Genomic DNA, 13,273 nt, shown 5'->3' with positions numbered 1-13,273 from the left:
GGGAAAAAAAGAGAACGCATTCTCGCATGTCATGAGGTGAGGGCAAAGGCGCTTGGTCTGCAAATTCCTCTAAGCCCTTTAATTAAATGAATTTTTTATAAAAAGCATTTGACGGCCTTCGGGGCGCTCTATACTATTCGTCGCACTTGTCGGGCACAGCCTAGCACTGGATGAGAAGGTCAAGCGGAATTACGGTTCTGCGAGACTGGAAAGCTCTTAGTTTGTAGTCCTCCAAGAGTACAGATTAATAAGGCGCCCGTAGCTCAGCTGGATAGAGCATCCGCCTTCTAAGCGGATGGTCGCAGGTTCGAGTCCTGCCGGGTGCGCCATTAGGCAGCTTTGGCACAAGTAGCGCGATATGGTGGGCGTAGCTCAGTTGGTAGAGCACGGGATTGTGACTCCCGTTGTCGAGGGTTCGATCCCCTTCGTCCACCCCATATTTCAAAAGGCGCCAGATTAACAGTCTGGCGCCTTTGCTTTAACAGCTTCAAACGCGGATGTGGTGGAATTGGTAGACACACTGGATTTAGGTTCCAGCGCCGCAAGGTGTAAGAGTTCGAGTCTCTTCATCCGCACCAAATAAAGCTTCACTCAAGCCGGTTGGCCTGGTTGGGGCGCAGCAAGGGAGTTGATTGGCTTCTTTGCAAGGCAATATGGTGGGCGTAGCTCAGTTGGTAGAGCACGGGATTGTGACTCCCGTTGTCGAGGGTTCGATCCCCTTCGTCCACCCCATATTTCGAGAGGCGCCAGATTTAACAGTCTGGCGCCTTTTTTGTTTTAGCGGTTCGAGTGTCAAGCGGCTGCATGTCCTGGGTCGCAGGGGTGGGGTGTTTCGTCGTATTTATGTTTCTCGATGATGCCGCGCCGCCCGCCGGCTTGCTCGCAAGACCGGCTGTCAGGGAGATGATTGGCAACTTCTTCTATATATAGAAGGATTGGTGCAGAGCCCTGGCGTGACTGGCTGTATTTGCTAACAGGGCGAGGCACAACCGTTTGTCCCCGCCTATAAATTGCCTGCTGCTTTTTTACCCGTTTTCAGTAGGGTGACTTCTTGAGTTTGACCCACTAGAATGCATGCCCTTGATTCTGGGGTCGGAAACGGCCGGCTAACGTCTGTGCAACGAGGAATATCCATGCAAGTTTCTGTTGAAAATACTTCTGCTCTTGAGCGCCGCATGAGCATCACCGTGCCGGCTGAGCGCATCGAGACTCAGGTCAACAAGCGTCTGCAGCAGACTGCCCAAAAGGCCAAGATTGCTGGCTTCCGTCCAGGCAAAGTGCCAATGAGCGAAATCAAGCGCCGTTTCGGTGCTGATGCGCGTCAGGAAGCTGTAGGCGATGTGATCCAGTCTTCGTTCTACGAAGCTGTTGTCGAGCAAAAGCTGAACCCGGCTGGCGCTCCTTCGATCGAGCCTAAATCGATGGAAGCTGGCAAAGATCTGGAATACGTTGCAGTTTTCGAAGTGTTCCCTGAGTTCACCGTTGCTGGCTTCGACGGCATCACCGTAGAGCGCCTGAGCGCTGACGTGGCTGACGCCGATCTGGACAAGATGCTGGACGTGCTGCGCAAGCAGAACACCCGTTTCGAAGTGGCTGAGCGCGCCGCTCAGAACGAAGACCAACTGAACATCGATTTCGTTGGCAAGGTTGACGGTGAAGTGTTCGCTGGCGGTTCTGCCAAGGGTACTCAGCTGGTGCTGGGTTCCGGCCGCATGATCCCTGGTTTCGAAGACGGCCTGGTTGGCGCTAAAGCCGGCGAAGAGCGCGTGCTGAACCTGACCTTCCCGGAGGACTATCAGAACCTCGACCTGGCTGGCAAAACCGCTGAGTTCACCGTGACCGTGAACACTGTTTCCGAGCCGAAACTGCCAGAACTGAACGAAGAATTCTTCGCTCAATTCGGCATCAAGGAAACGGGCCTGGAAGGCTTCCGCACCGAAGTTCGCAAGAACATGGAGCGTGAACTGCGTCAGGCGATCAAATCCAAGGTCAAGAATCAGGTAATGGACGGTCTGCTGGCCACCAACCCGATCGAAGTGCCTAAGGCGCTGCTGTCCAACGAAGTTGACCGTCTGCGCGTGCAGGCTGTTCAGCAGTTCGGCGGCAACATCAAGCCTGACCAACTGCCGGCCGAGCTGTTCGAAGAACAAGCCAAGCGCCGTGTTGTTCTGGGTCTGATCGTGGCTGAAGTGGTCAAGCAATTCGACCTCAAGCCTGACGAAGCCCGCGTTCGTGAAATGATTCAGGAAATGGCTTCGGCCTACCAAGAGCCTGAGCAGGTTGTGTCCTGGTACTACAAGAACGACCAGCAACTGAACGAAGTTCGTTCGGTTGTGCTGGAAGAACAAGTTGTGGATACTGTTCTGCAGAAAGCTAGCGTGACCGACAAATCGGTCTCTTACGAAGAAGCAGTCAAGCCGGTAGAAGCTCCACAAGCCGACTGATCGTTTTTGCGGTAAGAAGCACACACCATAAGCCAGCCTTCGTGCTGGCTTATGCGTATTCAAGACATAACTATTTGGGAGTGACTGCAGAGCATGTTCCGTAATTCGTATATTCAGCAGAACTCTGATATCCAGGCCGCTGGCGGCCTGGTCCCGATGGTTGTCGAGCAGTCTGCTCGTGGCGAGCGCGCCTATGACATCTACTCGCGCCTTCTCAAGGAACGAGTGATTTTTCTGGTTGGCCCGGTAGAGGACTACATGGCCAACCTGATTTGTGCGCAATTGCTGTTCCTTGAAGCGGAAAACCCGGACAAGGACATCCATCTCTATATCAACTCCCCGGGCGGTTCGGTGACAGCGGGCATGTCGATCTATGACACCATGCAGTTCATCAAACCCAATGTATCGACCACCTGTATTGGTCAGGCCTGCAGCATGGGCGCCTTCCTTTTGACGGCCGGTGCCGCCGGCAAGCGTTATTGCCTGCCGAATTCGCGCGTGATGATTCACCAGCCACTGGGCGGTTTCCAAGGCCAGGCTTCGGATATCGAAATCCATGCCAAGGAAATTCTCTTCATTCGTGAGCGTCTCAACACGCTGATGGCCAAGCACAGCGGCCACACACTTGAAGAAATCGAGCGCGATACCAACCGCGATAACTTCATGAGTGCAGAAGCCGCGCGTGAGTACGGGTTGATCGATGAAGTGATCAACCAGCGCCCCGCTTAAATTAAGCAGCTCAAAATAGGGTGGGTCGGCTGGTCCGATCACCGGCGGGCTTGAAAAAGCCCGCAATAGCCTTCATCTTGTGTTGCAAGCCTATCGGATTTGGATCGAACGAATGACTGACACCCGCAACGGCGAGGACAACGGCAAGCTGCTCTATTGCTCCTTCTGTGGCAAAAGCCAGCATGAAGTACGCAAATTGATTGCCGGCCCCTCGGTCTTTATCTGCGACGAGTGCGTCGACCTGTGCAATGACATCATCCGAGAGGAGGTGCAGGAAGCCCAGGCCGAAAGCAGCGCGCATAAATTGCCTTCGCCTAAAGAAATCAGCGGCATCCTTGATCAGTACGTGATTGGTCAGGAGCGTGCGAAAAAGGTTCTGGCCGTAGCGGTGTACAACCACTACAAGCGTCTGAACCAGCGCGACAAAAAGAATGACGACGTCGAACTTGGCAAAAGCAACATCTTGCTGATCGGCCCGACAGGCTCGGGTAAAACCCTGCTTGCCGAAACACTGGCCCGCTTGCTGAACGTTCCGTTCACCATCGCCGATGCAACCACCCTCACCGAGGCGGGTTACGTGGGTGAAGATGTCGAGAACATCATTCAGAAGCTGCTGCAGAAGTGCGATTACGACGTGGAAAAAGCCCAGATGGGCATTGTCTACATCGACGAAATCGACAAGATCTCGCGCAAGTCTGACAACCCGTCGATCACCCGGGACGTTTCCGGTGAAGGCGTGCAGCAGGCCCTGCTCAAGTTGATCGAAGGCACGGTCGCTTCCGTTCCGCCGCAAGGTGGTCGCAAGCATCCGCAGCAGGAATTCCTTCAGGTCGACACCCGTAACATCCTGTTCATCTGCGGTGGTGCGTTCTCCGGTCTGGAAAAGGTTATTCAAAACCGTTCCACCAAGGGCGGCATCGGTTTCAACGCGGAAGTTCGCAGCAAGGAAGAAGGCAAGAAGGTGGGTGAATCCCTGCGTGAAGTCGAGCCTGACGATCTGGTCAAGTTCGGTCTGATCCCGGAGTTCGTCGGTCGTCTGCCGGTCCTTGCCACGCTGGACGAGCTTGATGAAGCTGCGTTAATGCAGATTCTCACCGAGCCGAAAAATGCTTTGACCAAGCAGTATGCCAAGCTGTTCGAGATGGAAGGTGTAGACCTGGAATTCCGGGCCGACGCACTGAAGTCGGTCGCCAAACGTGCTCTGGAACGCAAGACCGGTGCCCGTGGACTGCGTTCGATTCTCGAAGGTGTATTGCTCGACACTATGTATGAAATCCCCTCGCAGTCCGAGGTGAGTAAAGTAGTGATCGACGAAAGCGTTATAGAAGGCAAGTCCAAGCCACTGTATATCTACGAAAACAGTGAGCCGGCTGCCAAGGCTGCGCCAGACGCTTAAGCGTCCGGCAGCTGGAACAAAGAAGGGGCCTTCGGGCCCCTTTTCTTTTAAAGCGTTTTTAACACCCTCTTTGCGCTTGTTTTTTTTCAAAGCAGCCCCCATCTTGGTTTCAAGCTTACTTCCATCTGTTTACGGCCATATGGCCGCCGTAGAGGCGAAATCATGAAGACAACCATCGAATTGCCTCTCCTGCCATTGCGTGATGTTGTGGTTTATCCGCACATGGTTATCCCGCTGTTCGTGGGGCGCGAGAAATCCATCGAAGCCCTCGAGGCTGCGATGACGGGCGACAAGCAGATTCTTCTGCTGGCTCAGAGAAACCCTGCTGACGACGATCCCGGTGAAGATGCACTTTATCGCGTAGGCACCATTGCGACCGTTCTGCAGCTGCTCAAGCTGCCTGACGGCACGGTCAAGGTTCTGGTCGAAGGCGAGCAGCGGGGCGCCGTGGAGCGCTTCAGCGAAGTGGACGGCCACTGCCGTGCCGAAGTCTCGCTGATCGACGAAGTCGACGCGCCTGAGCGCGAGTCGGAAGTGTTCGTCCGCAGCCTTTTGGCTCAGTTCGAACAATATGTGCAGCTGGGCAAGAAAGTCCCGGCTGAAGTCCTCTCGTCGCTCAACAGCATCGACGAGCCGGGTCGCCTGGTCGACACCATGGCCGCTCACATGGCCCTGAAGATCGAGCAGAAGCAGGAAATCCTCGAAATCATCGATTTGTCGGCCCGGGTCGAGCACGTTCTGGCGTTGCTGGATGCCGAGATCGACCTGCTGCAGGTCGAAAAACGCATTCGCGGTCGCGTCAAGAAACAAATGGAGCGCAGCCAGCGCGAGTACTACCTGAATGAGCAGATGAAGGCCATTCAGAAAGAGCTCGGCGACAGCGACGAAGGCCACAACGAAATCGAAGAGCTGAAAAAGCGCATCGATGCCGCGGGCCTGCCCAAAGATGCCTTGGCCAAGGCCCAGGGTGAACTGAACAAGTTGAAACAAATGTCGCCAATGTCCGCGGAAGCGACCGTGGTGCGTTCGTACATCGACTGGCTGGTTCAGGTGCCGTGGAAGGCCCAGAGCAAAGTGCGCCTGGACCTTGCGCGCGCAGAAGACATTCTTGATGCAGACCACTACGGTCTGGAAGAAGTCAAAGAGCGGATCCTCGAATACCTCGCCGTGCAAAAGCGCGTGAAGAAAATTCGTGGTCCGGTGTTGTGCCTGGTCGGTCCTCCAGGGGTGGGTAAAACCTCTCTGGCAGAGTCGATCGCTCACGCCACCAACCGCAAATTTGTCCGTATGGCCCTCGGTGGCGTGCGTGACGAAGCGGAAATTCGTGGTCATCGCCGGACTTACATCGGTTCGATGCCAGGAAGATTGATTCAAAAGATGACGAAGGTGGGCGTCCGCAACCCGCTGTTCCTGCTCGATGAAATCGACAAAATGGGCAGCGACATGCGTGGCGATCCGGCGTCGGCGTTGCTGGAAGTGCTCGATCCGGAGCAGAACCACAACTTCAACGATCACTATCTGGAAGTCGACTACGACTTGTCCGATGTGATGTTCCTGTGCACCTCGAACTCCATGAATATTCCGCCGGCGCTGCTCGACCGGATGGAAGTGATTCGTCTGCCTGGCTACACCGAAGACGAAAAGATCAACATCGCCGTCAAATACCTCTCGCCCAAGCAGATTACTGCCAACGGCTTGAAGAAAGGCGAGCTGGAATTCGACGCCGAAGCGATCCGCGACATCATCCGCTACTACACCCGCGAAGCCGGTGTGCGTGGGCTGGAACGCCAGATTGCGAAGGTTTGCCGCAAGGCGGTCAAAGAGCACGCACTGGAAAAACGCTTCTCGGTGAAGGTCACTGCCGAGATGCTGGAACACTTCCTGGGTGTGCGCAAATTCCGCTACGGTCTGGCTGAATCGCAGGATCAGATCGGTCAGGTCACCGGTCTGGCATGGACTCAGGTGGGTGGTGAATTGCTGACCATCGAAGCTGCTGTTGTGCCGGGTAAAGGCCAGTTGATCAAGACCGGTTCGCTGGGTGATGTGATGGTCGAATCGATCACGGCCGCGCTGACCGTTGTGCGCAGCCGTGCGAAGAGCCTGGGGATTCCCCTGGACTTCCACGAGAAGCGCGACACGCACATCCACATGCCGGAAGGGGCGACCCCGAAAGACGGCCCTAGCGCCGGCGTAGGCATGTGCACGGCCCTGGTGTCGGCATTGACCGGGATTCCAGTACGTGCGGATGTTGCCATGACAGGCGAAATCACCTTGCGTGGCCAGGTGTTGGCGATTGGCGGATTGAAGGAAAAACTGCTGGCTGCTCACCGTGGCGGGATCAAGACCGTGATCATTCCTGAAGAGAACGTGCGCGATCTGAAGGAAATTCCTGACAATATCAAGCAAGATCTGCAGATTAAACCGGTTAAATGGATTGACGAGGTCCTGCAAATTGCGCTGCAATACGCGCCGGAGCCGCTGCCAGATGTGGTTCCAGAGATAGTTGCAAAGGATGAAAAACGCGAGTCTGACTCTAAGGAAAGAATTAGCACGCATTAGTACGCATTTGCCTGAGTGGCTTGTTGACAGCTTTTTAGAGCCCTTGTTATAAAGCGGCTCTTAAGTGTCTGTAGGCCATTCAGCACTCGTTTTTGCTTTCACCAAAAAACTTAGAATCATACTCAAATAGATATAAGGGGACTTAGAGTGAACAAGTCGGAACTGATTGATGCTATCGCTGCATCCGCTGATATCCCGAAAGCTGCTGCTGGCCGTGCGCTGGACGCTGTAATCGAATCCGTCACTGGCGCTCTCAAGGCTGGCGACTCTGTTGTTCTGGTTGGTTTCGGTACCTTCTCCGTTACCGATCGTCCAGCTCGCATTGGTCGTAACCCACAGACCGGTAAGACGCTGGAAATCGCAGCAGCCAAAAAACCAGGTTTCAAAGCCGGTAAAGCACTGAAAGAAGCTGTCAACTAAGTTCGTTTCAGGTTTTTGCCTATCCGGGTCGGGGTCATGCCTGACCTGGCAGCGGAGCGGTAGTCCAGTCGGCAAGTTGCCGGTCCGAGACGCCGAGGGTCGCAAGTTCGAACCCTTGGTCCGCTCCGCCAGTTACGAGAAGGCGCATCCTCGGATGCGCCTTTCTTCTATCCGGATTCTACCCACGCTCCACGGTTGCCTAATTTTGAAGTTCAACCGTTTCTGGGGGACGCATGCTGCAGAATATCAGGGACAATTCACAAGGCTGGATTGCCAAGACCATTATCGGGGTCATCGTTGCACTGATGGCTTTGACCGGTTTCGACGCCATTTTTCAGGCCACCACCAGTCGTAATGATGCGGCCAAGGTTAACGGCGAAGAAATCAGCCAGAACGAGCTGAGCCAGGCGGTCGATATGCAACGCCGTCAGCTGATGCAACAGCTGGGCAAGGATTTCGACGCTTCCTTGCTCGACGAAAAAATGCTGCGCGAATCGGCTCTCAAAGGCTTGATCGACCGCAAACTGCTGCTGCAAGGCGCAGAAGAATCGAAATTCGCTTTCTCCGAAGCGGCCTTGGACCAAGTGATCCTGCAAACACCTGAGTTCCAGGTGGATGGCAAGTTCAGTGCTGAGCGCTTCGATCAGGTGATTCGTCAACTGGGCTACAGCCGCATGCAATTCCGCCAGATGCTGGCTCAGGAAATGCTGATCGGTCAGCTGCGCGCTGGCCTGGCGGGTAGCGGTTTCGTCACCGACGCACAGGTTCTGGCCTTCGCCCGTCTGGAAAAACAGACCCGCGATTTCGCTTCCCTGAACGTCAAGGTTGACCCGGCAGCGGTGAAGCTGACCGACGATGAGGTCAAGGCCTACTACGACGAACATGCCAAGGAATTCATGACGCCGGATCAGGTTGTCATCGATTACCTGGAATTGAAGAAGTCTTCCTTCTTCGATCAGGTCAGCGTCAAGGACGAAGACCTGCAAGCGGCGTATCAGAAAGAAATCGCGAACCTGTCCGAGCAACGCCGGGCTGCGCACATTCTGATCGAAGTGAACGATAAAGTGACCGAGGCGCAAGCCAAGGCCAAGATCGAAGACATTCAGGCGCGTCTGGCCAAAGGCGAGAAATTCGAGGCGCTGGCCAAGGAATTCTCCCAGGACCCGGGTTCGGCGAACAACGGCGGTGACCTGGGCTACGCAGGCCCTGGTGTATACGACCCTGCATTTGAAACCGCGCTGTATGCGTTGGCCAAGGATCAAGTGTCGGCACCGATTCGCACTGACTTCGGTTTCCACCTGATCAAACTGTTGGGCGTTGAAGCACCGGAAGTGCCGACGCTGGCCAGCCTGAAAGACAAGCTGACCCGTGAGCTGAAAACCCAGCAGGTCGAGCAGCGTTTTGTCGAGGCGACCAAGCAACTGGAAGACTCTTCGTTCGAGTCCTCCGATCTGGCCCAGCCGGCGCAAGACCTGAAGCTGACTGTCCACACCTCCAAGCCGTTTGGCCGCGAGGGTGGCGAAGGTGTGGCGGCTAACCGTGCCGTGATCACCGCGGCGTTCAGTCCTGAAGTGCTGGATGAAGGTGCCAACAGCACCGCCATCGAGCTGGACCCGGAAACCGTGATCGTGCTGCGCGCCAAGGAACACTTGAAGCCTGCGCAACTGCCGCTGGAAAGCGTCAATGCCAGCATTCGTGCGCAGTTGGCCAAGGAGCACGCCAGTGCTGCCGCCAAGACCAAGGCTGATGAGTTGATCGCCAGCCTGCGCGATGGCAAGACTCCGCTGGACAAGGCGATTGACGGTCAGAACTGGAAAGTGACTGAAGCGGCAACTCGCGCTCAGGAAGGGATTGACCCAACCGTGCTGCAAGCGCTGTTCCGCATGCCAAAACCTGTCGCCAAGGACAAGCCGACCTACAGCAGCGTGACCCTGACGGATGGTAGTCTCGTGATCGTGCGCCTGAACGGCGTGAACGAAGCCGCCGCGCCGACCGAAGAAGAGAAGGCCCAATACCGTCGCTTCCTCGCCTCGCGCATTGGCCAGCAGGACTTTGCGGCCTACCGCAAACAGCTGGAAAGCCAGGCCGAGATCAAGCGTTTCTGATGCTTGACTGAGTTGCCCGTTCCATAAAGACCCCGGCCGAAAGGCCGGGGTTTTTTATGTGTGCGATCCAGGCCGCGACTTCCGAGGGGCCCTTCGGTCACTCAGACGGGACTTTTTCCCATAGCTGACAGTCAGTAGCCTTGTAAATGTTTTAAGACACTAATCGATGCTCCGCTAAGCATCGATCTGTTGCACAATACGCCCCGGACCGTTTCCCTCAGGATGTTCAATGTTTAAATCAATTCCCATGCGTGTTGCCGGGCTGGCGTTGTTGCTGGCCGCCGCTGCCGGCTGCTCGTCGAAGAAAGCCCCCATCTACGAGCATGAGAACTTCGATGACTCCGGGACGTTTTCGCGCAATTACCCGGTGACGGATGCGCAGACCTGCGAAGCCGCCCGTCGGGCGTTGCTGAGCCAGGGCTATATCATCACCAGCGCCGACCCGAAGCTGGTCAGCGGACACAAAAGCTTCCAGCAGACCGGCGAGACCCACATGGAGATCAGCTTCAGTGTGGTGTGTGCCGATGATGGCAGTGAGGGCCATCATGCGACCATGTTCGCCAACGCCCTGCAGGACCGTTATGCGCTGAAGAAAACCAATAACTCGGCCAGTGTGGGCGTGGGTGTGTTGGGTTCGGTGTCGATGCCGATCGGTTCCTCCGACGATTCGATGGTCAAGGTTGCCAGCGAAACCGTCTCGTCGGCCAAGTTCTACGAGCGTTTCTTTGCGCTGGTGGAGTTGTTCCTGCCGCCGGAAGCGAAAAAGGCTGCACACATCCCCGAGAAACCCAAGACCGACCTGGGCATGCCGGAAGCCAAGGCTGCTCCGGCGCCTTTGGCCCCAACGCCGGCCCCTGCTGCGGAGCCTGCGCCAGCGCCTGCAGTTGAACCTGCTCCAGCCCCCGCGGCCTCGGAACCCGTCGCACCACCGCCTGAAACAGCGCCGATCACCCCGGTTGAAAACCCGGAGCCGGTTCCGTCCCCGGAAACCGTTACGCCACCGCCGCAATCCAGCCTGCCGCCACCGAGCGAGCCTATTTCGGCCATGCCGGCTGCCAGCCAGTAATCGATGTACATTTCGGGATCGTGTCAGATGGCACCGTTCCCGAAATGGCTGTTAGTTTGATCCGCGTCAACCAGGCTGCAGTCCTACAGCCTTTATCGAAAAAATCCTGTGATAAATTCCTGACCGCCTGCTACGTTTTATAAGTAGCCGCTGAGCGGTGCGCCCGCGTCATTTTTCTTTCACGCGGGCACTTTATGCTCGGGGCGTTGGTCATTTATTCAGGCATTTTTAAACGAGCGGTAGGGGGATTTCACAATGGACGATTATCAAGAAGAGCTGCTCGAGTATCAGGCATTTGAACTGGACCCATTGGAGCCAGCAGAAGACGCTACAGAGCTTTGAGCATCACGCGGATTGGCGATGGCTGCGGCGAAACTCGCCGGGTGTCTGGCCGTTCCAGCGTTTGAAGGCGCGTTGGAAAGCTTCGGCTGAGGCAAAACCCAGCAGGTAGGCGATTTCACCGAACGCCAGTTCCGTGTCGCGAATGTAGGTCATGGCCAGGTCGCGGCGCGTGTCATTGAGAATGGCGCGAAATTGCGTGCCTTCCTCGGCGAGTTTGCGACGCAAGGTCCAGGTCGGCAGCTTCAGGCGTGCCGCCACTTCTTCCAGGTCGGGTTCCCGGCCACCATTGAGCAATGGCCCCAGCAACTGAGTGATGCGTTCACGCAGGCTGCGGGTGCGTGTCAGTTGCTCCAGTTCCCGCTCACAGAGTTGCAGCAAGTGTCGCCAGGTACTCGGGCAGTGCTCCGGGTTGCGCTGGGCGAGGCTGGCCAGGCTCAGGCGCAGTTGATTCTGTTCTGCACCAAACTGAATCGGACAATCGCCCAGCGCGGCATATGCTTCACGATAATCCGGTTCGGCAAACTCAATCTCGATCCGTTCGGCGCGAAGCGGGGCAGGGCTCACGCTGGACAATTGCTGCAACCACCCGGCGATGATCGAATCCACCACGAAGCGGTTGTAGGCGTTGTAGGGACTGATGGAATAGAACCGCAGCCACGCGCCCTGAGCGTCTTCATGAAAGCTCGATTGACCACGGTAGTTGGAGCCATACAGGGCTTCAAAACGAATCAGGCAGCGCGCCGCTTCGCGAACCGTCGGCGCCTGGGCGGCGGTGACTCCGGCCAGGCCGGCCTGACTCAGACGACTGAGCTGGCCCATGCGCAAACCCAGCGCCGGGTCATCGGTCAGTTGAATGGCTCCGTGGCCCAGGCGCATGTAGCGCGGGATCGACAGCCGGGCCCCCGCTTCGGCCAGGCGCGCGGCATCGAGGCCGTATTGCTCAAGCAACGGTTGCGGGTCCACACCGTGGCTGCGCACGGCGTCGGCCAGGCTGTGTACAAAGCCCACCGACAGATCCCCAAGGCGCATCGGCAGCGGTTTCATGGGTTACAACCAGAGGTTCAGCAAACGCGCGCCACGGGCGTTGCCGTCGGCGAACTGCTGCCCGTTGTTGATGAGAAAACTTTGACCCGCGCTGCCCTTGTCCCAGAATTGACCGCGCAGGAACACGCTCATGCCGGCAATGGCCTGGCTGCTGGGCGGCTGGCCGGTCAATGTCAGACGATGCCAGGCCTGGCCTTCACTGAGTTCACCGGCCTTGAGGCTGACGGAGCTGGGCGTCGACAGCCCCTTGTAACCCCGCCACGGTTTGTCCCAGGTGTCGCGGCCAACGACATACGCCGGAACAGCCACCAAATGGGCGCCCTGTGCGTCGAGTTTGCGGTAGTTGTCCGGGTACCAGCTGTCGCTGCCGATCAGTATGCCCAAGCGTCCAGCCGGTGTGTCGACAACGTTGAGCGTATGCTCGCCATTGGCCTGGATGACGTCATGGTCAGCAAAGACCGGATGCATCTGGCGTTGCGGCTGGCCGATCGGCACACCGTCGCGACCGAACACCACGCTGCTGTTGTACAACGCACCGCGGCCGACTTTCAGTGTTCCGTCGATGATGCTCGGTTCGGGCAGCACGATAGTGCCGGCCACCAGGGTCACGTTGAACGCCTTCGCCAGCCCCCCGAACAGTGTCTGATAATCCTTGGCCATGCTTTTGGCCTTCATTCGCAAGTGAGCGTCATCGAGACGACTGTCGCCCTTGGCGCTGATCAACGCACGGACGAACTGCACAGGATTGCTCACCGCCAGCCAGTTCATGGCTTCCTCAAGTGTGGTCGCCTGGTACAGCTCATCTTTCTCGCCGCTGACCATCAGCCAGGTGCCGATATGTTCGGGCAGCACGACGATGGTCTTTTCATTGAGCAAGCCTTGGTCCTGGGCCTGCTGCAAATAGGCGGCGAGCTTGCGGTGCAGGCGTTCGGGGCTTTGATAGTCGGTGGGAAACAGCTCGGGCTGGATACCCAGCAGATTGCCGCGATCGGCGGGTGTGCCTTGATCGACCGCGAGTTGGATGCGCAGGTCCGACAGGTAATGACCCACCGGACGGTCCGCGGCCCACATGGCGTAGGTCGTGAGGGCGGCAATCAATGCCATGGAGAAAGTCAGGTACAGAAGTTTGCGCATGGAAAACAGTCGACAGCCGTGTGCAGGGTTCGCG

The 13,273-nt window shown here is 56.8% G+C and carries 9 protein-coding genes and 4 tRNA genes; 11 read left to right on the top strand and 2 right to left on the bottom strand.

Features of this window, described 5'->3' with window-relative positions; genetic code table 11:
• Positions 1-252 precede the first annotated feature (252 nt).
• From AB4N91_RS16290 to AB4N91_RS16240, 11 genes are all read left to right on the top strand, one after another.
• A tRNA-Arg gene (locus tag AB4N91_RS16290) sits at positions 253-329 on the top strand.
• A gap of 32 nt (positions 330-361) precedes the next feature.
• A tRNA-His gene (locus AB4N91_RS16285) sits at positions 362-437 on the top strand.
• Positions 438-493: 56 nt separating this feature from the next.
• Positions 494-578, top strand: a tRNA-Leu gene (locus tag AB4N91_RS16280).
• Positions 579-656: 78 nt separating this feature from the next.
• Positions 657-732, top strand: a tRNA-His gene (locus AB4N91_RS16275).
• Positions 733-1,133: 401 nt separating this feature from the next.
• Positions 1,134-2,444, top strand: coding sequence for a trigger factor (gene tig, locus AB4N91_RS16270; protein WP_010458704.1), 1,311 nt, complete (start codon positions 1,134-1,136; stop codon positions 2,442-2,444).
• A gap of 93 nt (positions 2,445-2,537) precedes the next feature.
• Positions 2,538-3,173 carry an ATP-dependent Clp endopeptidase proteolytic subunit ClpP gene (gene clpP / locus AB4N91_RS16265; protein WP_010458706.1) on the top strand — a complete coding sequence of 212 codons (636 nt, stop codon included), beginning with the start codon at positions 2,538-2,540 and terminating at the stop codon, positions 3,171-3,173.
• 112 nt (positions 3,174-3,285) lie between these two features.
• A complete protein-coding gene (gene clpX, locus AB4N91_RS16260; RefSeq protein WP_007946893.1) occupies positions 3,286-4,569 on the top strand; it encodes an ATP-dependent Clp protease ATP-binding subunit ClpX in 1,284 nt (427 codons plus the stop codon).
• Between the two features lie 162 nt (positions 4,570-4,731).
• Positions 4,732-7,128 (top strand): endopeptidase La, encoded by a 2,397-nt coding sequence (lon, locus tag AB4N91_RS16255; RefSeq protein WP_010458711.1) that lies wholly within the window; start codon positions 4,732-4,734, stop codon positions 7,126-7,128.
• A 147-nt stretch (positions 7,129-7,275) separates the two neighbouring features.
• Positions 7,276-7,548, top strand: a complete 273-nt coding sequence (locus AB4N91_RS16250) for an HU family DNA-binding protein (RefSeq protein WP_002552737.1) — start codon at positions 7,276-7,278, stop codon at positions 7,546-7,548.
• 233 nt (positions 7,549-7,781) lie between these two features.
• Positions 7,782-9,653 (top strand): SurA N-terminal domain-containing protein, encoded by a 1,872-nt coding sequence (locus AB4N91_RS16245; RefSeq protein ID WP_083377196.1) that lies wholly within the window; start codon positions 7,782-7,784, stop codon positions 9,651-9,653.
• Between the two features lie 229 nt (positions 9,654-9,882).
• The gene (locus AB4N91_RS16240; RefSeq protein WP_145309551.1) at positions 9,883-10,719 is read left to right on the top strand and encodes a DUF2242 domain-containing protein; all 837 of its coding nucleotides are present in this window, start codon (positions 9,883-9,885) and stop codon (positions 10,717-10,719) included.
• A 345-nt stretch (positions 10,720-11,064) separates the two neighbouring features.
• Here the strand turns inward: AB4N91_RS16240 and AB4N91_RS16235 are convergent, their stop codons facing one another.
• Both AB4N91_RS16235 and AB4N91_RS16230 read right to left on the bottom strand, forming a co-directional pair.
• Positions 11,065-12,105: an AraC family transcriptional regulator gene (locus AB4N91_RS16235; protein ID WP_102593407.1), complete on the bottom strand. Its 1,041-nt coding sequence runs from the start codon at positions 12,103-12,105 to the stop codon at positions 11,065-11,067.
• Positions 12,106-12,108: 3 nt separating this feature from the next.
• Complete coding sequence (locus tag AB4N91_RS16230; protein ID WP_460111094.1) at positions 12,109-13,239, bottom strand: carbon-nitrogen hydrolase family protein; 1,131 nt, start codon at positions 13,237-13,239, stop codon at positions 12,109-12,111.
• Positions 13,240-13,273 lie beyond the last annotated feature (34 nt).

The organism is Pseudomonas sp. H3_D04 (assembly GCF_054669175.1).
Note: the sequence above shows the minus strand (reverse complement) of the source record. Positions and strands in the feature narration are given on the sequence as shown.

Coding starts and splice junctions, on each gene's coding strand:
- tig (WP_010458704.1), top strand. CDS start 1,134: ATGCAAGTTTCTGTTGAAAATACTTCTGCTCTTGAGCGCCGCATGAGC.
- clpP (WP_010458706.1), top strand. CDS start 2,538: ATGTTCCGTAATTCGTATATTCAGCAGAACTCTGATATCCAGGCCGCT.
- clpX (WP_007946893.1), top strand. CDS start 3,286: ATGACTGACACCCGCAACGGCGAGGACAACGGCAAGCTGCTCTATTGC.
- lon (WP_010458711.1), top strand. CDS start 4,732: ATGAAGACAACCATCGAATTGCCTCTCCTGCCATTGCGTGATGTTGTG.
- AB4N91_RS16245 (WP_083377196.1), top strand. CDS start 7,782: ATGCTGCAGAATATCAGGGACAATTCACAAGGCTGGATTGCCAAGACC.
- AB4N91_RS16240 (WP_145309551.1), top strand. CDS start 9,883: ATGTTTAAATCAATTCCCATGCGTGTTGCCGGGCTGGCGTTGTTGCTG.
- AB4N91_RS16235 (WP_102593407.1), bottom strand. CDS start 12,105: ATGAAACCGCTGCCGATGCGCCTTGGGGATCTGTCGGTGGGCTTTGTA.
- AB4N91_RS16230 (WP_460111094.1), bottom strand. CDS start 13,239: ATGCGCAAACTTCTGTACCTGACTTTCTCCATGGCATTGATTGCCGCC.